This is a genomic window from Nocardiopsis sp. EMB25 (assembly GCF_026797795.1).
GTDB lineage: Bacteria > Actinomycetota > Actinomycetes > Streptosporangiales > Streptosporangiaceae > Nocardiopsis > Nocardiopsis lucentensis.
In genome coordinates, this window is record NZ_JAMTDN010000001.1 from 491,074 (window position 1) to 513,761 (window position 22,688).

Here is a 22,688-nt window from a genome sequence, read left to right on the forward strand (position 1 = left end):
CATGGTGGACCTGCGCCGGGTGATGTCCACGTTCGCGACCGGGGTCACGGTGATCACGGTCGGCGGGGACACCCCCCACGGCATGACGGCCAACGCCTTCTGCTCGGTCTCCCTCGACCCTCCGCTGGTCCTGTGCTGTGTCTCGGGAACCGCGCGGCTGCACAAGTCGGTCGTCTCACAGGGGCACTTCGCGGTGTCGGTGCTGTGCGCCGAGCAGGAGGACACGGCCCGGTACTTCGCGAGCCGCACCCGGCCGGAGGGCCTGGAGCAGTTCGCCTCCGTGGAGTGGTTCCCCGGACCGAGCACGAGGGCGCCCCTGATCGCCGACGCCCTGGGATGGATGGAGTGCGAGGTGGCGGAGGAGGTCGAGGCGGGCGACCACTCGGTGTTCGTCGGCCGCGTCCTGCACACCGCCGTGGGGACCGACCGGTCGGCGCTGCTCTTCCACGGGGGCGCCTTCCAGGGGCTGGGGCGCGAGCCGCGGACCGGTGGCGTGAACGGCCGGGTGGGATCGCGATGAGTACCTCCGAGGCCGACCTCAGACCCGTGAGTGCGCCCCGGCCCGTGCGGCCGGGGCCGCCCCCGGCGCGGACCATGGCGGAGTTGCGCGCCGAACGCGACGCCCTGCGCGGGCTGACGGAGGCGGGCGACCCGACCGGGGTCGAACGCCAGCACGCCCTGGGCAAACACACGGCTCGGGAGCGGTTGGACCTGCTCCTGGACGAGGGGTCCTTCGTGGAGCTGGGGGTGTTCCGCCGCCGTCGCGACGAGGGATCCGCCACGGAGGGCAGACGGCCGCGCACCGACGGCGTCGTCACGGGTTCGGGGACCATCGACGGACGGCGTGTGTTCGTCTATGCCCAGGACTTCACGATCCTGGGCGGATCCCTGGGCGCCGAGCACGCCAGGAAGATCCACCGGGTGATGGACCTGGCCCTGGACAACGGAGCGCCGCTCATCGGACTCAACGACAGCGGCGGGGCCCGCATCCAGGAGGGAGTGGCCTCACTGGACGGATACGGGGGGATCTTCCGAAGGCACGTGGCGGCCTCGGGGATCATCCCCCAGATCAGCGTGATCCTCGGCCCCTGCGCGGGCGGGGCGGCCTACTCGCCCGCCCTGGCGGACTTCACCTTCATGGTCCGCGGCACGGCCAGGATGTTCCTGACCGGACCGGACGTGATCGCCGCGGTGAGCGGCGAGCGGGTGGGGCCCGAGGAGCTGGGCGGCGCCGACGTCCACGGGCTGCGCACCGGTGTGGCGGCCGTCGTCCACGACGACGAGGAGGAGTGTTTGGAGGACGTGCGCCACCTCGTCTCCCTCCTGCCCGACAACAATCTCTCCTCCCCGCCCGACGAACCCGGGCCGGGGGACCCGGAGGAGGACCGGCGGCCCCGCCTGGCCGAGATCGTCCCGGCCGAGCCGAACCGTCCCTACGACATGCGCGAGGTCGTCGCCGAGCTCGTGGACGACGGCGACTTCTTCGAGATCCACGAGGGGTGGGCGCCCAACGTGCTGTGCGCCCTGGCGCGGATGGACGGAGCCGTGGTCGGGGTCGTCGGCAACCAGCCGATGGTCCTGGCGGGGGTCCTCGACAGCGACGCCGCGCAGAAGGCCGCGCGCTTCGTCCGCTTCTGCGACGCCTTCAACATCCCCCTCGTGACGCTGGTGGACGTCCCCGGCTTCCTCCCGGGAACCGACCAGGAGCACGCGGGGGTGATCAGGCACGGGGCGAAGCTGCTCTACGCCTACTGCGAGGCGACGGTGCCGCGTGTCCAGGTGATCGTGCGCAAGGCCTACGGGGGCGCCTACATCGTGATGGACTCGCGGTCCATCGGTACGGACCTGTCGCTGGCCTGGCCCGGCAACGAGATCGCGGTGATGGGGGCCGAGGGCGCGGTGAACGTGGTCCACCGCAGGGAACTGCGGGCGGCGGTCGACCCGGACGCGCTTCGGACGGAGCTGGTCGCCGACTACAGGGAGCGCCTGATGCACCCCTACCGGGCCCCGGAGGAGGGTTTCGTCGACGACGTGATCGACCCCGCCGACACCCGGGTGGCGGTGCTGCGGGGGCTCGCCGTGCTGCGGGACAAGAGGAGGGAGCAGCCCAGGCGCAAACACGGCAACGTGCCGCTCTAGGACGTGCCGGCGGGACACGCCCTACGTGTCGGACAGGGACGGAAGGAACCCGGAGGACGCGGTGACCGACGTCCGCGCGGCCTCCGGGCCGTCACCGCATCCCACCATCAGGGAGACGAGTTGGTCCTCGAAACAGCGGTCGGCGTCGTAGGGCGGGATGAGGTAGGAGCCGAGGTGCAGGGCGGTGAGTCCGTGCATCGCGATCCAGAGCCGGTGCGCGACCAGCTCCGGGTCGGCGGGGTCGAACCGTCCGGATCCGATACAGCGGTCCACGCACGAGGTCACGTGACGGAGTGTGTACCGGCCGTGCTGGCGGTCCTCCTCCGAGAGGCTGAAGCCGGCGATCGAGCAGCCGCCGAACATGACCGGGTAGAGGTGCTGGTTCCTGGACGCGTTGTCGAGGAAGGACCGGCCCATGAGGGCCAGGTCGCGGACGGGGTCGTCGGTGGCGTGGACGCTGGAGAGGCTCTCCTCCAGGCGGGCGAAGCCCTCGCGAACCATCGCGTGCACCAGTCCGCCGATGCCCGAGAAGTGGGTGTAGACGGTCATGGTGGAGCTGCCGGACTCGCGGGCGATCCTGCGGGTGGACAGGGCCTGGGGGCCCTCGGAGGAGAGGAGTCGGGCGGCCGTGTCGATCAGGGAGGTCCGTAGCCGCGGGTCTGCTTTACGTGGGCTCATGGAATCAATATCGGACTTTCGGGAGGGCTCCATCTACTCGTGATCAGCTTTCCTCGATCCGCCTCTGGAGCGCGTCGCCGTGCCGGATCAGGCGCGACGGGCACCGGAGAGCCGGTCATCCCGGTGTGGGACGACCGCTCCGGGCCGCGGGTGGACCCGGCGGCCACCTTTCTTGCTCTCGGTTATATCTGACTGAGAAACCAATAGTCAAACCTCGATGAGGAAGGTTGATCTTTCCCGTTTTCCTGGTGGTCTAATCTTCCTTGCCCCATGTTAGGCGAGGTTTGCCGGGATGGCTTATGTCATTTCCGGGAGAGTGTATCGCTATCCTGCGCGTCTCACGGATCGTGGATGGGGCGTGACTTTGTGTGTCGGATTCTTTCTCTCGCGCTGTGTCCTGGTCGGGGATACTTTTGTGTGGTTTCAGTGTGTGCGTCGCAATTTTGGAGATGAGGTGCGGCGGTCATGGTGTGACGATGGGTCGGTGCCTGTTTCGAAGGGTGAGGGTGTGGTGGCGATGTGGAAACGATGGCGTGTTCGCCTGATTCCTGGAGGGGTCCGGCCCGTGACTTCCCGGACCCTTGGGGCGAATGAGGTTTTCGTGCGTTCGTCGTCACTCCCTGTTCGCCTTTTCCGGAAGTCGGTTTTCGGGTTCGGTGGTGCTGAGTATTGATTTCTGATACCACCGTGCGCCCTGGCTTGTCCCGCCATGCTGTGAGGGCTTCCGGTTGCCGATGTCCGAAGGCTGACCTCGAGTTGGGAGATAGCAGTGGAGAGTTCTGTTCGTCAAGCTGTCGCATTCATTCGTAGCCGCTATTACGAGCCCATTACCCTCAACGAGGTCGCGGCTGAGGTGTTCGTCAGCCCCTACCACTTCTCCAGGATCTTCTCGCGTGCCGTCGGTCTCACCCCCGGCCGTTATCTGACGGCGGTGCGACTGTTCGCCGCCAAGCGGATGCTGCTGACCACGGACCTGACCGTCTCCGACATCGTGTGCAGCGTCGGATACAACAGTGTCGGCACCTTCACCAGCAGGTTCACCCGTGCGGTCGGTATGTCTCCGACCCAGTACCGGTCCCCCGCAGTCGCCAGGCTGACGGTCGCCGCCTCCCACGACTTCGCCCGTATGCCCGACCTCGGGGACATGATCGAGGCCAATCGCGGCCGCTCCCGGACACAGGAGGCGACCAACACCCTGCGCGGCACCCTGGAGATCCCCGCGGAGGTGTGCGGTGCGAACGCCGTGGTGGGGGTGTTCCGCGACGCGGCCCCCCAGCGGGCGCCGGTGGCCTTCGAGGCCTTCACCGCCCACGGGCGGACCGAGTTCGAGGTGACCGGTGTGCCGAACGGCTCCTACCGCGTCATCGCCGTGGCCATGCCCCATGGGGCGGGCGCGGCGACCGGTCGGGTCCTGACGGCCAACACCCGCAGGCACGTCACGATCTCCTCCGGGCTCAACACCTACGTGTCCCTGTCGGCGCGGCCGGCCGAGGAGACGGTCACCCCCATGGCCGTGACGCTCGCCGACGTCTCGGCGGTCGGCGCCGACCCCCGGCGGGACGGCGACCTCTGCCTGCAGCCGACGGTGGCCTGAGCCGTGGCCGGCCGGATCCCGCGCGCGGTGGCGCGTGCGCTGCTCGCACCTCCCCTGGCCGACGTCGGATTCGCGCGTCGGGGCTTCCCCGGTCGCGACTCGCCCGCGGCACGGAGCCTGGAGCGGATTCCCGAAGCCGTGGTCTGCGGTTTCGAGTGGGGGATGGAGACACGACACCTGGAGGAGGCCGAACATCGCCTCGAGACGGTGGACGCCGCGCTGCGCGGGTTCGCCTACGAGGGGACGACCATGGCCTTCACCGTGCGCGACGCCCTCCCCGTCGGCGGATCCGACCGCACCCGCGACCTCATGGACGGCCCGGCCAGACCGCACACCTTCCTCGCCTACATCGGGATCGGGTTCGCCATGGCCCGGTTGCCCCGGCGCCTGTGGCGAAGCGTCCTACCCGAACTGACGGACAACCCCTACCACCCCACCATGAGCTGGTTGGCCGTGGACGGTTACGGGTTCGACCTCGCCTACTTCGACACGCGGCGCTGGGTGGACCGCCAGGATACGCCCCACACGTATCCGTGGCTCGGCGCACCCGACTACTTCCCCCGGGCCTTCGACCAGGGGGTCGGGCGGGCGCTGTGGTTCATCCACGGCGCGCGGTGCGCGGCGGTCGCCGACGCCGTGCGGGCCTTTCCGGAACGCCGCCGGCCCGACCTGTGGAGCGGGGTGGGACTCGCCGCCGCCTTCGCGGGCGGCGCCGAGTCCGGTCCGCTGACCGATCTGCTCCGCGCGGCCGGGCCGGACGCGCCCCACGTCGCTCAGGGGGCGGTGTTCGCGGCGAAGGCGCGGGTGTACTCGGGATGCGTGCCCGACCACACCGAGTCCGTGGTCCGCGCGCTCACCGGTCTGGGTACGGCCGCGGCGGCCGCGCTGGCCGACGACCACGCGGTGGAGCCGGGGGAGCGCGGCGGTGTGCCCGCCTACGAGGTGTGGCGATCCGGAATTCGCGAACATTTCAGCTGACGTACCTCCGGGGCGCAGCAATCGCGAAGTAGCCCCGCGCCGGGCGGTATCGGCAGCATGGAAAACGAAATCGACCGTGTCCGTCGCACGTGGCGGGAGGACGAAATGGCCAGTGTGATCGGTGTGCTCAGGCGCAGGATCATCACTCCGAAAACGACCGAGACCACGTTGGAGAAGCGTGGTTTCCACGACAAGGGTCCCGCTGGCCGTGACGTTCTGGAAACGGTGGGAAAATCGTTTCTGACCGGCCTCGGCGACGCTTTGGAGACGGGGTCGGCGGAACGCGCTGACGAACGCCTCGCCTCGCTCCCGACCCGTTACAAGGGATTCGCCTACGAGGGCGCCGCGATGGGGCTCGCCCTGGTGGACGCGATGTCGCTGGGGAGTGGGCGGACGCGGCGTTTCCTGGAGGGGCCGGGCGCACCCCACGTCTACATGGCCTACGTCGGCATCGGATGGGCCATGGCCCGCCTGCCCCGGCCGCTGTGGCCCGGCACCGGACACCTCGACCCCCTGCTCCGGTGGCTGGTCCACGACGGCTACGGCTTCCACCAGGCCTACTTCCACACCGGCACACACGTCCACCGCCGCGTGCGGGACGGGCGCGCGGCGCGATACACCGGGGACGGCCCCTACGCCCTCCGGGCCGCTGACCAGGGGGTGGGTCGGGCACTGTGGTTCGTCGGGGGCACGGACCCCGACCGGGTCGCGGCCCTGGTCGAGTCCTTCCCCGAGGGACGCCGTGCCGACCTCTACTCCGGGGTGGGGCTGGCCGCCACCTACGCGGGCGGTGCCGACACCGACGAGCTGCACCGGCTCCGCGACCACGCGGGGCGCCACGGGCGGCACCTCGCCCAGGGGAGCGCCTTCGCCGCCGAGGCCAGGATCCGCGCGGGGCTCCTCGTCCCCCACACGGAGACCGCCACCGGGGTGCTGTGCGGCACGGACGCCGAGACGGCGGCCCGCGCCTCCCGCGACCTGCGCCCCGAACCGTCGGGGGCCGAGGACCCCGGCCGTCCGTGGTACGAGGTGTGGCGCGCCCGGCTGGCCGACGAGTTCGCGCTCCGCGAGGGCGGGGGTGCGTACTCGTGACCGGGACGGACCGGCGCCACCCCCCGCGCACCCCGCTCCGGGCGGCGCCCGGCATGCTGCGGGACCTGCTCACCGACCGGCTGGCCATGATGTCCACCGCGGTCGAACGACACGGGGACGCCGTGCGCATGGCGGCCGGTCCCAAGACCCTCTACCTGTTCAACCACCCCGACCACGCCAAACACGTGTTGGCCGAGAACTGGGACAACTACCGCAAGGGCATCGGGCAGAGCCACGCCAGACGGGCCCTCGGCGACGGGCTGCTGACCAGCGAGGGCGAGCGGTGGCGCGCCCAGCGCAGGACCATCCGTCCGGTGTTCCAGCAGCGCAGGATCTCCGGCCGGGCCGACGCCGTGGCCAAGGAGGCCGTCGCGCTGGCGGACCGGTTGCGGGCCAGGGCCGGGCGCGGGCCCGTGGACATGGTGGAGGAGACGACCGCCCTGACCCTGGGCGTCCTGGGCCGAACCCTCCTGGACACCGACCTGCACGCCTTCGACACCATCGGCTCGGCGTTCGCGGCGGTCCAGGACCAGGCCATGCTCGACATGATCACGATGAACGCGCTGCCGGTGTGGCTGCCGACGCGCACGCAGACCAGGTTCCGCGGGGCCCGGGCGGAACTCGCGCGGATCGTCGACCGGCTCGTCGAGGGACGCACCGCCGCGGACGACGCCGACGACGCGCTCTCGCGGGTGTTGGCCGACGCCTCCGTGGAGCCGGACCCGCGGGTGCGTTCCCAGCGGGTGCGCGACGAGCTGGTCACCCTCCTCCTGGCCGGTCACGAGACCACGGCCAGCACGCTGAGCTGGGCGCTCTACCTCGTGGACCGCAACCCGGGGACCGCCGAACGGCTCAGGGACGAGGCCAGGAGCGTACTCGGCGACCGGGCGCCGACCCACGAGGACCTGCCCAGGCTGACCTACACCTCGATGGTGGTCCAGGAGACCATGCGGCTGTACCCCGCGGTGTGGGTCCTGCCGCGCGTGGCGCTGGACGACGACGAGGTGGGCGGATACCACGTTCCCGCCGGGTCCGACGTCCTGATCTGCCCCTACACCCTGCACCGGCGCCCCGACGCGTGGCCGGACCCCGACCGCTTCGACCCCGAACGGTTCGCTCCCGGCCGCCGCGACGAGCGTCACCGCTACTCCTACATCCCCTTCGGGGCCGGACCGAGAGTCTGCGTGGGCAGCAACCTCGGGATGCTGGAGGCCGTCTTCGTGCTCGCGGTCATCGCGCGCGACCTGCGACTCACCCTTCCGCGGGGCCGCCGGGTGGTCCCCGAGGCCATGCTCTCGCTGCGTGTGCGCGGCGGCCTGCCGATGAACGTCCACACGCTCTAGGACGCCGGCCCACGGCGCGCCCGGCCCACCCACGACGACAGGAGATGACCATGACGGGCACCCCCGACGCGGACAGCGTCGAGACACGGACGCTGGAGGCGTTCGCCGACACCATCCTGCCCGGCGCGAGACGCGGTCCGGACGACGTGACCGTCGCGGGGCGCTCGCACGACGCCGGAGCGGTCGAGGCGGGTGCGCTGGAGCTGCTGCGGACCCCGGCCACGGGGCTGACCGCCGGGCTGGCCGACCTCGTCGACCTCCTCAACGAGCACGCCGAGCGCCACGCGCGCGAGCACGGACTGGACCCGGGCGGCGACGGCCAGCCCCCCTTCGTCCGGCTCCCCTTCGAGCACCGCACCGCCCTCGTCCGCGCGCTCACCTCGCCCGGCCACCCGGAGAAGGAGTTCTGGGTGATGCTCGCCCTCTTTTGCAACATGGCCTACGACAGCGCCGCCCACACCAGCACCCCCGACGCCATCGCGGCCGGGCACCCCGGACTGACGGCCATGGGTTTCGCCGCTCCGGACGCGGACGGACTGCTGCGGTTCAAGGAGTACTCCTACGGCAGGCCCCTGGCCCGCCTCCACCCGGACACCACGCCCTCGGGGAGCCCCGCATGACCACCACGGAGAAGACCGACGTCCTCGTCGTCGGCAGCGGCTTCGGCGGCGCCATCACCGCCTACCACCTCGCGGCGGGGGGAGCGCGGGTCACCGTCCTCGAACGCGGCCCCTGGCTGGCGACCGAGGAACTCCAGCACGACTTCCTCCTCGGCTCCTCCTACACACGCGCCTTCGACTTCACCGTCGGGGACGGGATGAGCGTGCTCGGCGGCAACTGCGTGGGCGGGGGGAGCATGGTGTACTTCGCCGCACTGCCCCGGGCACCGCGGTTCGTCTTCGAACGCCGGGGCTCCGTCGGGCGCCGCATGTGGCCCGCCTCGATCACCCGCGACGCCCTCGACCCCTGGTACGACCGGGTCGCCGAGGCGCTGGGCGTGCGGACCCAGGACTGGTCCGACGTCAGCTACGCGGGCGGACTCTGGGGCGCGGCCTGCGACCACTCCGGTCGCACGGCCAACCCGGTGCCCGTCGCCATCGACAAGGACGCCTGCGTCAACTGCAACTGGATGATGGCGGGCTGCCGGTTCGAGGCCAAGAAGTCCCTGATGTTCAACTACCTGCCCGCCGCCCTCGCCCACGGGGCGCGGATCCGGCCCCTGCACGAGGTACAGCGGATCGACCGCCTCGACGACGGCGGGTACCGGGTGCACTACAACGTCATCGACGACAGCGACTACAGGATCGTCGACGGCTCGGGCGCCATCGACGCCAAGATCGTGGTCCTCGCGGCCGGAGCCGGGGCCACCCCCGTCATCCTCAAACGCTCCGAGGAGCGCCTGGGCGCCATGCCGCACGCGGTGGGACGGTACTTCTCCGGCAACGGGGAACGCCTCAACACCGCCGTCGTCAACGAGGACCGGGTCCGCGACGTCCTGGGCCTGGCCCGCGACGACGAACGCGCCTACGAGGCGTTCCAGATCGGCAAGGGCCCGTGCGTGGCCAACTGGGACCGGCTGGACGCGTCGCTGCCGGAGTACTCCCGGTACTCGCTCGAACAGCTCTACTTCCCCCCGGCCCTGGGCACCATCCTCGCCCAGGTCCCCGGAGCCCCGACGCCGTCGTGGTTCGGCGCGGACAAGAAGGAGATGCTGCGCCGCTGGAAGTCGTGGCTGATCGTGTTCACCATGAGCGAGGACGACAACGAGGGTGTCTTCGGCACGCCGCCCCCCACGGGCAACGCCGTGCGCCTGTCCCAGCAGATGCTGGGCCGCGGCCCGCTCACCTACCGGCCCACCCTCAACACCCAGCGCGGCTGGGACGCCTCGGACGCCGAGGTCAAGGAGATCCTGGAGAAGGACGGGATCGCCAGCGTCGCGCCGTGGACCAACGACCTGGTGGGGGCCTACACCGTGCACCCGCTCGCCTCGTGCCGCATCGGCGACGACCCGCACACCTCGGCCCTGGACGACCGCCACGAACTGCGGGGCCACCCCGGGATCTTCGTCACCGACGGCTCCTCCGTGCCGGGAGCCCTCACCGTCAACCCCGCGATGACCATCGCGGCCCTCGCCGAGCGCTCCGTTCCGGGCATCGTCGAGGCCGTCCGAGCACGCGGGGTCGACGTCACCTACGGCGCTCCCGCCCCCGACGGCGCCACGTCGGGGAGCGGGGACGTCCTCCACCTGGCCGGTCGTCCGTCCGCTTAAGGGCGCGTCCGCCGTGCACACCCGACCGCCGACGATCCGAGAGGGGAGGAAGGACCGTGCTCCGTACGATCCTGAGGGCGGCCGTGCGCCGGTCGCTGAACGAGGTGCGCCACATCCGTCCGGATCCGCCGGGCCGCGCGTGCGGTGAGGTCGCCGACCTCTACGGGCGGGTGGAACGCGACTTCGGGGTGCTCGCCCCGCCCGTGGCCATGCTCTCGCCCGCGCCCGAGTGCGCCGCGGCGACCTGGACGGCGCTGCGTGAGTCCCTCCTCGTCCCGGGGCGCACCGGGCGTGCCGAACGGGAGGCCCTCGCCACCGACGTGTCGCGCCGCAACGCCTGCCCCTACTGCGTGGAGGTGCACGGCGCCACCCTCGGTTCGCTCGGAGGGGACGCGGAACCAGCCGGGCCGTCCCCGAGACCGCCCGGGTCGGCCCCGCCCGCCGAGCGCGCCGAACTGGGCGCGGTCGGGCTGACCTTCCACTACATCAACCGCATGGTCAACGTCTTCCTACCGGACTCGCCCCTGCCCGACCTCGCTCCCGGGCCCGTGCGGGGGCCGCTGCGCCGCGCCACCGGAGCGGTGATCGCCGCCGGGCACGGGCCGCGCCTCGCCCCCGACACCGCGTTGGAACTGCTGCCCGAGCGCGCACGCCTCGCCCCCGCCCCCGACGACCTGCGCTGGGCCTGTGGGAACCCCCGGATCCTGCGCGTCCTGACCGGGGTCTGCGCCGCGGTCGACGCGGCCGGGGCCCGCACGCTCCCGGACACCGTACGCGCCCTGACCACCCGCCACATCGGCGAACACGGGGCCGAGCCCGCCGGGGTCAGCCGCGCCTGGTCGACGGAGCCCCTCGCCGCGCTGCCCGAGGCGCACCGGCCCCTGGGACGCCTGGCCCTGCTCACCGCACGCGCCTCGTTCCAGGTCGGCGACGACACCGTGGCCGAGTGCCGACGAGCCGGGGCCGACGACGCCGACCTGGTCAGGGCCGTCTCCTGGGCGGCGATGACCGCAGCCCGCCACGCCACCGCCCGCGACCTCACATCCGCACCCCGCACCGCACCGAACCAAGGGAGACAGACGTGAACAACCTGCCCAACGTCATCACGGAACTGCCCGCCGTGATCGACGACCTGACCGCGGAGGCGGCCCGGATCGACGACCTCGTGGCCGACCTGGGGCCCGACGGCTGGGCACGGGAGACCCCGGCGGTGGGGTGGACCGTGGCCCACCAGGTCGCCCACCTGAGCTTCGTCTTCGCGCTCGCCGGGACCGCGGCCTCCGACGCCGAGGCGTTCGCGGCGATGACGGCCGAGGCGAGCCGGGACTTCGACGGAGCGGTCAACGCCGTCCTGAAGACCTATCCGCTCGACGACCCCGAGCGCCTGCTCGCCCGCTGGCGGAAGGAACGCGACTTCGCGATCGAGGCGCTCGCGGCCGCCCCGGCCGACCAGCCGGTGCCCTGGCTCGTGCGTCCGATCCCGCCGGGCGTCCTCGCCTGCGCGGGCATGATGGAGCTCTACGCCCACGGCCAGGACATCGCCGATGCGCTGGGCGTCACCCCCGAGCGCACCGACCGGATCGGCAACATCGTGGGGTTCGCCGTTCTGACCTGGGAGTTCGGCTATCAGTCCCGTGGGCTCACTCCGCCGGACACCGAGTTCCGGTTCGAACTGACCTCGCCCTCCGGCGCCAAGTGGAACTTCGGCCCGGCCGAGGCCGAACAGCGGATCACGGGCGACGCCGCCGACTTTTGCCTGTTGGTCACGCGCCGACGCCACCGCGACGACCTCTCCGTGACGGCGGAGGGGCCCGACGCCGACCGCTGGCTCGACATCGCCCAGGCCTACCGCGGCCCGGCCGGTCCGGGGCGCCGCCCCGGCCAGTTCGCCTAGGCAGTGCTTTTGGGGCCTCCGCTCCGCTTCGGCCCGTGTTCGGCCGCCCGAAAGACAGGGATTCTTCATCCTCGGCCGCGCCTATCGCTCGTTCCTCGCTACGCGGCTTGCCTCGCCCGCCCGTCACCCTCCACCACCCTCAACGGACGCCTGCGGCGCAGACCTATCCATAAGCACCCTGTCGGCGCCCGAACGACACCCCCTTGAGTGTCCGTTCCAAGAACAGGCCCCAGGCGGCACCTATTGGGGCCTGCCGCTCCGCCTCGGCCGCCACCGCCCTCACCCGCCGCCCGGGGCCGACGGACCGTCGGCCCCAGGCGGCGCGGTCTCACGCGGGCGGTGCGGCGGCCCGGGACCGCAGCGCGCTCTTGTCGGTCTTGCCCAGCGCCGTCACCGGCAGGGAGTCCACGGTGAGGAGGCGTTCGGGGAGTTTGAAGGACGCGGTCCCCGCCTCGGCCATCGCCCGGCGCACGTCCTCCAGCACCACCCGGTGGCCGGGGGAGGGCACGACGAACAGGCAGATCCGCTCACCGAGCTCGTCGTCGGGGAAGGCCACCGCGGCCGCCCGCCGGACGCCGGCCGCGCGCAGGGCCAGGTCCTCCACCTCCTCCGCGCTGACCTTCTCGCCGCCGCGGTTGATGACGTCCTTCTCCCTGCCGACGACGACCAGGTTTCCGTCCGGGCACAGGCGCACGATGTCGCCGGTCCGGTACCACCCGTCCCCGGTGAAGTGCCGCGCGTCGAGCTCTGGTGACCGGTAGTAGCCCCGGACGGTGTAGGGGCCCCGCGTGAGCAGCGCTCCCGGAACCCCCGTCTCCACGGGCTTCCCCCGCGGGTCGACGACCATGGTCTCGTCGTCGGGGCAGATGGGCCTGCCCTGGGTGTGGTGCACGACGTCGTCCGGGTCGTCGAGGCGGGTGAGGCAGAGCAGCCCCTCCGACATGCCGAACACCTGCTGGAGCGCGCAGCCGAGCTCGGGGCGGATTCGGCGGGCCGTGGCCGGGGCCAGGCGGGAGGCGCCGACCTGGAGCAGCCGCAGCGAGTCCAGGTCGGCCGCGGGGCCGGACTCCCGGTACTCCAGCCAACGGGAGACGATCGCCGGAACCGCGGAGGTCGCCGTGACCCGTTCCCGTTCGATCAGCGGGAAGACCGTCTCGGGGGTCGGCGACGGCGCGACCACCACCCGGCCGCCCGCCGCCAGGGCGCCCAGGACGCCCGGTCCGGTGTTGGGGAAGCCGTGGGCGAGCGGAAGGACCGCGAGATAGGCCGTGTCCGGGCCGAACCCGCACAGGCTCCCCGCCCTCGTGATCATGTAGGACAGGTCGTCGTGGGTGCGGGCGACGACCTTGGGCAGCCCGGTGGTCCCGCCCGAGAGTTTGAGCACCGCCACCGACCCCGGGTCCGGCGCCGACCGGTCCATCGACGCGCGGGCCCGTTCGGGGTCCGGCGCGGGCGCGCACAGCTCGGCCAGGTCCAGGCCGCCGGGGAGCGGCGCCGAGGCACCGCCCACCACGACGTGTTCCACCCCCTCCACGGCCCGTGCCGCCTCGTGCGCCGCGCCCTGGTGGTCGAAGCCGCGGAAGGCGTCCGGCACGACGATCATCCTCGGCCCGGTGTGCGCGACCACTTCCGTGAGCTCGCGCAGCCGGTACTGGGGCAGGACCCAGACCGGAGGCGCGCCGAGCCGGAGGCAGGCCACCGTCATGACGACGTGCTCCCACCGGTTCGGCAACTGGACGACGACCCGGTCCGCGGCGCGGACCCCCAGGCCGCGCATCCGCAGCGCGGCCCCGTCCGCGCGTGCCATCAGCTCGCGGAAGGTCATGCGTACGTCGCCGTCGACCAGGCACACGGCGTCGGGCCTGGCGCGCGCGGCCTCCGCGATCCGGGAGCCGAGCGGCCGCCCCTCCCAGTACCCCCTGGCCCTGTAGACCGCCGCCGCCTCCGTCGGCCACGGCACGAAGCCGTCCACGGGCGGAACCACTCCTGGGTTGGGCATGTCGTCTCCCGGTGTCCTGAGGGTTCGGTGCCCGGCCCCCGCTCACCGGCGGGTCCCCGGGCGCGCTTCCCCGGCAGCCTAGGAGGGCCGACGTCCCACGATCCTCTCGATCGTTGCTCGATCACCGCTTCCGGACGGCCCCTGTCCGTACAGCGCACGTGACAAGTAGTCATTCCGATTCCGGGTGCCCGAATCTGACTGCGAGGGGGACGACACGGCCGCCGCGGCGGTCCGTCCGCTCGGCGATTTGAATGGGAGCGAGGAGCCGATGCAAACAGCAGCAGCTGACGAGGCGGTCGCCATTGTCGGGATGGCGTGCAGATTCGCCCCCGACCTTCTCTCCGCGGAGGACTTCTGGCGCTTCCTCGTTGAGGGCGGCAGCACCGTCTCGGACATGCCCGACAAACGGTGGAAGGCCTACGCGTCGAGTCACCCGAAGGCGACCACCGCCCTGCGCGAAACCGTTCTGAAGGGGTCCTTCCTCGACGACATCGAGGGCTTCGACGCGGACTTCTTCGGGATCTCGCCCAGGGAGGCCGACTTCCTCGACCCGCAACAGAGGTTCATGCTCGAACTCACCTGGGAGGCGCTGGCCGACGCGGGTATCCCCCCGCTGTCCCTGCGCGGCGGCCAGACGGGCGTGTACGCGGCCGCGAACTCCAACGACTACGGCCGCAGGCTGCTGGAGGACATCCCGCTCACGGGTGCCTACGCGGTCAACGGCACCACGTTCTACGGCATCGCGAACCGGGTCTCCTACTTCCTCGACCTGCGCGGGCCGAGCATGGCCGTGGACACCGCCTGCGCCGGTTCCCTGACCGCGCTGCACCTGGCGCGCGGGGGCCTGCTGTCGGGGGAGATCCCCCTGGCGGTCGTCGGCGGCCTCAACATCATGTCGACCCCGGCGCTCAACGTCGCCCTCAACGGCGCCGGGGCGATGTCCCCGGACGGCAGGAGCAAGGCCTTCGACCGCGACGCCGACGGCTACGGCCGCGGTGAGGGGGCGGGCGTGGTGGTGCTCAAGCGCCTCTCCGACGCCCGGCGCGACGGCAACCCCGTCCTGGCGGTCGTGCGCGGCAGCGGGGTCTTCCAGGACGGCCGCTCCGACGGGATGATGGCCCCCAACGGGAGCGCCCAGGAACACATGCTCCGCGAGGTCTACGAACGGGCGGGCATCGCGCCCGCCACGGTCGACTACGTGGAGGCGCACGGGACCGGAACGCCCTCCGGCGACGGTGAGGAGCTCACGGCGCTCGCCCGGGTCCTCGGTACGGGCCGCCCGGACGACAGGCCGTGCCTGATCGGCTCGGTCAAGCCCAACATCGGCCACATCGAGGGCGGCTCGGGGGTCGCCGGCGTGATCAAGACCGTGCTCGCCATGCGGCACGGCCGAATCCCCCGGAGCCTGCACGGCGCGCCCCACGACGGGATCGACTGGGACGGGAGCGGCCTGCGGCTGGTCGACGGGCTCGTGCCGTGGCCGTCCACCGGGGGCACGCGCCCGCGCAGGGCGGGTGTGTCCAGTTACGGCGTCGGCGGCACGATCTCGCACGTCCTCCTGGAACAGGACGTCGACGCCGACTCCGGGGCGGCGCGGAGCGCGGACCGTCCGGCTCCCGGGAGGGCGACGGTCTTCCCCCTCTCCGCCGCCTCGGCGGCCGGGCTGCGCGGCCTCGCCGCGAAGGTCGCCGACTGGGTGGAGGAGCGCCCCGACGCCTCCCTGGCCTCGATCGGCCACACCCTGGCCCTGCGCCGTTCGCACCTGGCCCAGCGCGGCGCCGTCGTCGCCGACTCCCCCGAAGCGCTGGTGGAGGGCCTGCGCGATCTCGCGGAGGGACGGGCCGGCCGGAGCGCGGTGTCGGACCGGGCCTCGGCCGACGACGGCGGCGTCACCTGGGTCTTCTCCGGACACGGCGCCCAGTGGACCGGTATGGGCAGGCGGCTCCTGGCCGAGGAGCCGGTGTTCGCCGGCGCCGTCGACGCACTGGCGGAGCCGTTCCGGGAGGTGCTCGGCTGGACACCCCGCGAGGCGCTGACGGACGGGCGCACGTGGTCCGCGTCCCACGTCCAGGCGCTGACCTTCGCCGTCCAGGTCGGTCTCATCGAGGTGTGGCGCGACCGGGGGCTCACCCCGAGCGCGGTCATCGGGCACTCGGTCGGCGAGATCGCGGCCTGTGTGGCCGCGGGCGTGCTCGACCGTGACGACGCGGCCAGGTTCGCCTGCCGGCGGGCCTCGGCGCTCACCCGGTTGGAGGGCCGCGGGGCCATGGCCATGGTGGGCCTGGCGTTCGAGGAGGCCCGGACGAGGCTGGAGGGCGTCGTCGGCGTGGAGGCCGCGATCTCCGCGGCTCCGGAGTCGACCGTCGTCTCCGGGGGCGCGGCCGAGGTGGAACGGGTCACCGCCGCCTGGCGGGAGGAGGGGATCTGGGTCCGGGAGGTGGACTCCGACATCGCCTTCCACAGCGCCCAGACCGAGGAGGTGGTCGCCGAGGTCGAGGCGGCCGCGCGCCGGCTCGCGCCCCGGCCCGCCTCCGTCCCCCTCTACAGCACCGCCATGGCCGACCCGCGGTCCGGAGCGTCCCGGGACGGCGCCTACTGGGCGGCCAACCTGCGGCGTCCGGTCCGCTTCTCCGAGGCGGTGGCGGCCGCCCTGGAGGACGGCCACCGCCTGTTCCTCGAGCTCTCCTCGCACCCGGTCGTGGCCCACTCGATCAGGGAGGCCGTGCTCAAGCTCGGGATCGAGGACGTCGTCGTCGTCGGCAGCCTGCGGCGGGACACCGACGACGGGGCGGAACTGCTGACCAACCTCGCGCGGCTGTACTGCGCGGGCGCCGGGATCGACTGGTCGCGGGACCACGGCGCCGGGGAGGCGCTGCCCGTGCCCGCGGCGGCGTGGCAGCACCGTCCGTTCTGGATCTTCCCCGAGGACCGCGCCGACGGCGGCACCGGCGGCGGCCACGACCCCCTCAGCCACAGCCTCCTCGGCGGACGGATGACCGTCAGCGGATCGCCGACCCGCCGCGTCTGGCAGACCCGCCTGGACATGGACAGCCGCCCCTACCCCCAGAGCCACGGCCTGGTGGGGGTGGAGGTCACCCCGGCGGCATCCATCATCAACACCTTCGTGGCGGCCGCGGGTGAGGAGGGGACCTCGGCGCTCAGCGACATCGTCCTTCGCACGCCCCTGGCCGTCGACCCGCCCCGGGTGGTGCAGGTCGTCCGGGAGGGCCGGTCCCTCTCCCTCTCCACACGCGTCGCCGACACGGCCGCCGACGACGAGGGTGATGCGTGGATCACGCACACCACGGCGGTCTCCGTGCCCGACGCCCGGCTCCCCGGGGGGACGATGGACGTGGACCCGCTCCGGTCCCGTCTGCCGGAGGGTCCCCTGGACCGCGCCGACCAGATGTTCGGCCGGATGGGTGTCGAGGGCTACGCCTTCCCCTGGGAGATGAGGGAACTTCGGTTCGACGCCGATGAGCAGTTCGCCCTCCTGGAGATGGAGCCCGCCCCCGCCACCCGGGCGAGCAGCTGGGCGCACGTCATCGACGGCGCCCTGACCGTCAGCGCGATGGTCGTGGCGCCCGGGGACGCGTCCGTGCTGTGGATGTCGCGCTCGATCGACGAGGTCCGCTGGCGGGGCGAGCCCCCGGCCCGCATCCACGTGCACAGCACGCGCTCGCCGCGCTCACCGCACGACACGGTCGACGTGCGCGTCGCCGACGAACACGGTGAGATCGTCTGCGAGGTCGCCGGGCTCCGCTTCGCCGCCGTCGACCACCTCGGCTCCACGGCCACTCCGAGGGACCTGGTGTACGAGGTGGTGTGGCGGCCCCTGGAGGAGGCCCTGACCGGCCAGACGGGACAGGAGGCCCTGGACCAGGTGGTCCTGGTCGGCGCCCCCGAACTGACCGCGCCCCTGGAGGAGGGGATCACGGCGGCCGGGGTGCCGTGCGTCCGCGCGGCCGGGGCGGACGAGCTGGGGGCGGACACGCTCACCAGGCCCGGAGCGGTCGTGGTGCTTCCCCCGCCGCCCGGGGCGGACGAGGCCCTGGAGGAGACCACCGAGCGGACGGTCATGACGCTGGTCCGCGCCGTGCAGCGGGTGGCGCGACTCCAGGCGGACACCTCGCGCCCGATCGCGCCGCAGCGGGTGTGGTGCCTGACCAGGGGGGTGCGCTCCGCGCACGCCGAGGAGTCCCTCGCCCAGGGGCCGCTGTGGGGCCTGGCCCGCGTCGTCGCCGGGGAGCATCCCGACCTCTGGGGCGGGGTGGTCGACGTTCCGGAGCTGAACGGCAACATCGCCAAGCGGCTCCCCGGCGTGCTGCGCGACGTGTCCGGCGGCCTGGAGGACGTGGTCTCCCTCACCGAGGAGGGCGCCCACGCGGCACGGCTGTCCAGGATCGAACGCAGCGCGGACCGGTCGCCGCTGCGCTGCTCGCCCGCGGGAACGGTGCTGGTCACCGGAGGCCTCGGCGCACTCGGACTGGAGACCGCCCGATGGTTGGTCGAACGGGGCGCGCGCCGGCTCCTCCTGGTCGGACGGCAGGCCCTGCCGGCCCGTGCGGAGTGGGCGTCGGTGAGCGACCCCGAGACCCGACGCAGGATCGACGGGGTGCTCGCGCTGGAGGCCCTGGGCGTGACGGTCAAGGTCCTCGGTCTCGACATCACCGACCACGCCGCCGTCGCCGCGGCCCTGGATCCCGATGTCTTGGACATGCCGCCGGTGACCGGTGTGGTGCACGCGGCGGGCGTGGTCAACGACGCGCTGGTGCACAACGTCGAGCCCGACGGGCTGCGTGAGGTGCTCGCACCGAAGGTCGGGGGAGCGCTGGTGCTCCACCGCCTCTTCCCGCCCGGGAGCCTCGACTTCTTCGTCATGTTCTCCTCGTGCGGCCAGTTCGCCCGCCTGTCCGGGCAGGCGGCCTACGCCTCCGCCAACTCCTTCCTCGACGCCCTGGCGGCGCACCGCAACTCCGGCGGCGGCACGGAGACGGTCAGCCTGGGGTGGACGGCCTGGCGCGGGGTGGGCCTGTCCTCGGACATCGGGACCGTGATGCTGGAGGCCAACTCACGCGGACTGGAGGCGGTCTCGACCGCCGAGGCCCTGCGGGCGTGGGACTTCGGCACGCGCTTCCAGTCCGGCTACCAGGCCGTGCTGCGCGCGCTCCCCGCACCCTCGGGCGCGCTCCGACCGCCGATGCTGCGCGACCTGGAGGTCGCGGCCGAGGCGGCGGACTCCTCCGGCGAGTGGCTCGCGCACATCGCCGACCTGTCCGAGGAGGAGGCGCGCGAGCGCGTCTTCGCCGACGTGTGCGAACAGGTGGCGGCCGAGCTCAACCTCGACCCCTCCGAGATCGAGCCGCGGCGCCCGCTGGTCGAGATGGGCGTCGACTCCGTCATGACCGTCGCCCTGCGCGTCCGCGTGCGCGCCAGGTACGGGACGGACCTGCCCCCGACCATCCTGTGGGCCAAGCCGTCGGTGGAGGCCCTGGCCGACCACCTGTCCGGCGTCCTGCGCCCGGGAGCCGACGACGGCGGGGAACCGGAGGCCGACGGCTCCGCTCCCTCGGAGCCGGTCGGGGACCCGGCGTGACCGTCGGCGGGGTCCCGTCCGCGTCCAGCATCGGCCTGCGCGGCGTGCTCAGCACGCGAAAGGACGATCTGGACGCGGCGGCCCGGGACTTCGGCAACATGGTCAGCCGCCGTCCGCTCGCCGTCCTGTACCCGGCCGGCGCGGCCGACGTCGCCGCGGTGGTCCGGTTCGGGCGGAGCACGGGTACACCCGTCGTCGCGCGCGGTACGGGGCACTCGGTCGACGGCCAGGCCCAGGCCGAGAACGGGATCGTGGTCGACCTGAGGTCGCTGTCCCGCGTCCGGGACCCCGCCGCCGACCGGGTCTCGGTGGACGCCGGGGCCCGCTGGAGCGACGTGGTGCGGACCACGCTGCCACGGGGCCTGGTTCCGCCGGTCCTGCCGGACCTGCTCGACCTGTCCGTCGGAGGAACCCTGTCGGTGGGAGGGGTCGGCGGCGCGAGCCACCGGTACGGCTACGTCGCCGACCACGTCGCGGAGCTCGAGGTCGTCACCCCGGACGGGCGCGTGGTCGTCTGCTCGCCCGACCGGGCCCCCGACCTCTTCGACGCCGTGCGCGGGACCCAGGGAAGGTACGGCACCATCACGCGTGCCACGGTCGGGCTGGTCCGGGCCGGGAGCACGGTGCGTCGCCACCGGTTCGTGTACTCGGAGCTCGGTGCGTTCCTCGCGGACCAGAGGAGGATCGCGTTCGACGGTCGGTTCGACCACGTGGAGGGCCGGCTCACCCTGGACCGGGCGGGGGCGTGGACCCACACCCTGGACGCCGCGGTGGTCGGGGGCGGCGACGGCGCTCCGGGCGGTCGCGTCCCGCTCGACGGGTCGCGGTGCCGACGCGGCCCCGAGACGTGGTCCACGGCCCACGGCGACTTCCTCCACCGGTACGCGCCGCTCGTGGCGCAGGCCCGTCGGCTCGGGGGTTGGGAGCGGGACCCGCATCCGCGCTACAACGTCCTGCTGCCGGGGGCGGTCGCCGGGGCGGTCATCGCCGAGACCCTGGAGGGTCTGACCGCCGACGGCCTCGGCGCGGGCGGCAGCGTCCTCGTCCTGAGCCTGCCGACCGAGCGTCTGCGTGCCCCGGGCCTGCCCGGTGTGCGCGACCCCCTCACCGTGCTCCTCGGGGTGCAGCGCACCGCGCCGCGCGACGACCCGGCCGTCCTGGACCGCATGCGGCGCTTCAACGACGCTCTGCGGGCGCGGGCGCGCGGGGCGGGTGGGGTCGACTACGCGGGCGGTGCCCCTCCGGCCCCGACCGGGTGACCGTTTCCCTCCGGGCGGCGGCCCGGAGGGAAGGCCCCCGAACGCCGGGTGCTAGGCGGTGAGTGAGTCGACGACCTGGACGACCACGTGGTGCCCGAGCGCGTCCATGGTGGCGCGGTCGTGGCCCCGCAGCGGCCCCCGGGTGGCCAGGTCCGCGAAACCGTGGACGGAGGACCAGCAGACCCACTCCGCGTTCGGTCGCCGTTCGGGCTTCAGCGCGCCCGCGGTGACCATGTCGTCGAGGGCCTGGAGCAGCAGCCGGAAAGGCGGGGGGACGCGCTCCTCGACCGGTTCCCGCCCCGACGCGGAGTCGTCGGTGAGGATGGCCAGTTCGAACCAACCGGGCTCGGACAGGGCGAACCGGATGTAGCCCAGACCCACCCCGCGGAGGTTGTGCACGGCCCGGTCGACGGGGTCGGCGTCGGTCGCGTCGGTGTCCATGTGGTCGAGCATCGACCGGGCGAGCTTGTCCTGGGCCCGCTCGGCGATGGCGAGCACGAGCGTCTCACGGTCGGCGAAGTGGCGGTAGGCGGCGTTGGGCGTCACCCCGACGGCGCGGGTGACCACGCGAAGCCCCAACGCGTCCGCCCCGCCCTCGCGCGCGAGTTCCAGGCCGGCGTCGATCAGCGCCGTCCGCAGGTCCCCGTGGTGATAGGGGCGCTCGCCTCTGGCCATCGTCCAGGTCACCTCCACACCCAGTATACAGCGTGAACTTTGCTGGTGGCGTGCGTGGCGGGCCGATGGGAGCGTTTCCCGAGGCCATACCGCAGCCACGAAGAAGACAGCCCGGCGGCCGCGGTGGAAGCGTGACGTCGGACCGGTCATTCGGGTGGGGCCCGTCCGAACGGCCGCGCGAGAGCGTCGAGGAGGTGGGACATGCCGGCACACGGGCTGACCCTGCGTGTGGTGTCCAAGGAACCGGCGGCGGAGGGGGTGGTCGCCCTCGTCCTCGAACACGAGGACCGAGCCCGGCTGAGGGACTGGACCCCCGGAGCGCACATCGACCTCGTGTTGCCCGACGGCACCGTCCGTCCGTACTCCCTGTGCGGGGACCGCTGGGACCCCTACCGGTACCGGATCGCCGTCCTGCGTGAGCCCGACGGCAGGGGCGGTTCGGCCTACGTCCACGACCGGCTCCGAGTCGGGGACGCGGTCGGTGTCGGCGGGCCGCGCAACAACTTCCCCATGGTGCCCTCGGAGCACTACCTGTTCCTCGCCGGGGGCATCGGGATCACCCCGCTTCTGCCCATGATCCACCAGGCGGACCTGGTCGGAGCGGACTGGCGCCTGGTGTACGGCGGGCGCCGCCGCGCGTCGATGGCCTTCCTCGACGAACTCGCCCGCCACGGCGACCGCGTCGACGTCGTCCCGGAGGACGAGAGGGGCCGCCCCGACCTCGGGCACTGGCTGGGAGAACCGCGCGCGGGCCTGCGGGTCTACTGCTGCGGTCCCGCCGGAATGATCCGGGCCGTGGAACGGGCGTGCGGGCCCTGGCCCGCCCCGACCCTGCGCACCGAGCGCTTCACCGCCCGGGCCCCGAGGACGGCGGTACAGGACACGCCCTTCGAGCTGGTCCTGGCGCGCACGGGCAGGCGGGTGACCGTCGCACCGTCCCAGACGGTGGTGGACGCCCTGCGGTCGGTCGGCGTGGACCGGCTGACGTCGTGCGAGTCGGGCACCTGCGGGACGTGCGAGGCGACCGTGGTCTCCGGCGAGGTGGACCACCGCGACTCCCTGTTCTCCGAGGAGGAGCGCCGGACCGGGGACCGCATGCTCCCGTGCGTCTCCCGCTCGTTCGGCGACCGGCTTGTCCTGGACATCTGAGACGACCGACCCGGCCGGCCCAG

The 22,688-nt window shown here is 72.9% G+C and carries 16 protein-coding genes; 13 read left to right on the plus strand and 3 right to left on the minus strand.

All coding sequences use genetic code 11. The features are described 5' to 3' along the window. Position 1: 1 nt before the first annotated feature. Together KIK06_RS02015 and KIK06_RS02020 are read left to right on the plus strand one after the other, a co-directional pair. Positions 2–520, plus strand: coding sequence for a flavin reductase family protein (locus KIK06_RS02015; protein ID WP_268641680.1), 519 nt, complete (start codon positions 2–4; stop codon positions 518–520). Beyond that, positions 517–2,139 carry an acyl-CoA carboxylase subunit beta gene (locus KIK06_RS02020; RefSeq protein WP_268641681.1) on the plus strand — a complete coding sequence of 541 codons (1,623 nt, stop codon included), beginning with the start codon at positions 517–519 and terminating at the stop codon, positions 2,137–2,139. The genes KIK06_RS02015 and KIK06_RS02020 overlap by 4 nt, the downstream gene beginning before the upstream one ends. A gap of 21 nt (positions 2,140–2,160) precedes the next feature. Here KIK06_RS02020 and KIK06_RS02025 read toward each other — a convergent pair whose 3' ends face one another. Beyond that, a complete protein-coding gene (locus tag KIK06_RS02025; protein ID WP_017598716.1) occupies positions 2,161–2,817 on the minus strand; it encodes a TetR/AcrR family transcriptional regulator in 657 nt (218 codons plus the stop codon). Between the two features lie 769 nt (positions 2,818–3,586). Between KIK06_RS02025 and KIK06_RS02030 the strand changes: the two genes are divergently transcribed. The 8 genes from KIK06_RS02030 (at position 3,587) to KIK06_RS02065 (ending at position 11,987) form a co-directional block, all read left to right on the plus strand. Continuing rightward, positions 3,587–4,411 carry a helix-turn-helix transcriptional regulator gene (locus tag KIK06_RS02030; RefSeq protein ID WP_268641682.1) on the plus strand — a complete coding sequence of 275 codons (825 nt, stop codon included), beginning with the start codon at positions 3,587–3,589 and terminating at the stop codon, positions 4,409–4,411. A 3-nt stretch (positions 4,412–4,414) separates the two neighbouring features. Then, the gene (locus KIK06_RS02035; RefSeq protein ID WP_268641683.1) at positions 4,415–5,389 is read left to right on the plus strand and encodes a DUF1702 family protein; all 975 of its coding nucleotides are present in this window, start codon (positions 4,415–4,417) and stop codon (positions 5,387–5,389) included. A 105-nt stretch (positions 5,390–5,494) separates the two neighbouring features. Further along, positions 5,495–6,481, plus strand: coding sequence for a DUF1702 family protein (locus tag KIK06_RS02040; RefSeq protein ID WP_268641684.1), 987 nt, complete (start codon positions 5,495–5,497; stop codon positions 6,479–6,481). After that, positions 6,478–7,824 carry a cytochrome P450 gene (locus KIK06_RS02045; RefSeq protein ID WP_268641685.1) on the plus strand — a complete coding sequence of 449 codons (1,347 nt, stop codon included), beginning with the start codon at positions 6,478–6,480 and terminating at the stop codon, positions 7,822–7,824. Before KIK06_RS02040 ends, KIK06_RS02045 begins: the two co-directional genes overlap by 4 nt. Positions 7,825–7,874: 50 nt before the next feature. Continuing rightward, entirely contained in the window at positions 7,875–8,444 is a 570-nt protein-coding gene (locus KIK06_RS02050) for a DUF5987 family protein (RefSeq protein ID WP_017598710.1), read from the plus strand. Further along, complete coding sequence (locus tag KIK06_RS02055; protein ID WP_017598709.1) at positions 8,441–10,093, plus strand: FAD-dependent oxidoreductase; 1,653 nt, start codon at positions 8,441–8,443, stop codon at positions 10,091–10,093. Before KIK06_RS02050 ends, KIK06_RS02055 begins: the two co-directional genes overlap by 4 nt. Before the next feature lie 56 nt (positions 10,094–10,149). Continuing rightward, complete coding sequence (locus tag KIK06_RS02060) at positions 10,150–11,178, plus strand: carboxymuconolactone decarboxylase family protein (protein ID WP_268641686.1); 1,029 nt, start codon at positions 10,150–10,152, stop codon at positions 11,176–11,178. Next, the gene (locus KIK06_RS02065) at positions 11,175–11,987 is read left to right on the plus strand and encodes a TIGR03084 family metal-binding protein (RefSeq protein WP_268641687.1); all 813 of its coding nucleotides are present in this window, start codon (positions 11,175–11,177) and stop codon (positions 11,985–11,987) included. Before KIK06_RS02060 ends, KIK06_RS02065 begins: the two co-directional genes overlap by 4 nt. A 328-nt stretch (positions 11,988–12,315) precedes the next feature. Here the strand turns inward: KIK06_RS02065 and KIK06_RS02070 are convergent, their stop codons facing one another. Further along, on the minus strand, positions 12,316–13,986 hold the full coding sequence (locus KIK06_RS02070) for a (2,3-dihydroxybenzoyl)adenylate synthase (protein WP_268641688.1): 1,671 nt from the start codon (positions 13,984–13,986) through the stop codon (positions 12,316–12,318). Positions 13,987–14,254: 268 nt separating this feature from the next. Between KIK06_RS02070 and KIK06_RS02075 the strand changes: the two genes are divergently transcribed. Further along, positions 14,255–19,582 (plus strand): type I polyketide synthase, encoded by a 5,328-nt coding sequence (locus KIK06_RS02075; RefSeq protein ID WP_268641689.1) that lies wholly within the window; start codon positions 14,255–14,257, stop codon positions 19,580–19,582. Next, complete coding sequence (locus KIK06_RS02080; RefSeq protein ID WP_268641690.1) at positions 19,579–20,841, plus strand: FAD-binding protein; 1,263 nt, start codon at positions 19,579–19,581, stop codon at positions 20,839–20,841. Before KIK06_RS02075 ends, KIK06_RS02080 begins: the two co-directional genes overlap by 4 nt. 51 nt (positions 20,842–20,892) lie before the next feature. On the opposite strand, the gene KIK06_RS02085 is transcribed toward KIK06_RS02080, so the two are convergent. Further along, entirely contained in the window at positions 20,893–21,528 is a 636-nt protein-coding gene (locus KIK06_RS02085; protein WP_268641691.1) for a TetR/AcrR family transcriptional regulator, read from the minus strand. A 189-nt stretch (positions 21,529–21,717) separates the two neighbouring features. Here KIK06_RS02085 and KIK06_RS02090 point away from each other — a divergent pair, with 189 nt between their 5' ends. Then, positions 21,718–22,665 carry a PDR/VanB family oxidoreductase gene (locus KIK06_RS02090; RefSeq protein WP_268641692.1) on the plus strand — a complete coding sequence of 316 codons (948 nt, stop codon included), beginning with the start codon at positions 21,718–21,720 and terminating at the stop codon, positions 22,663–22,665. Positions 22,666–22,688: the final 23 nt, after the last annotated feature.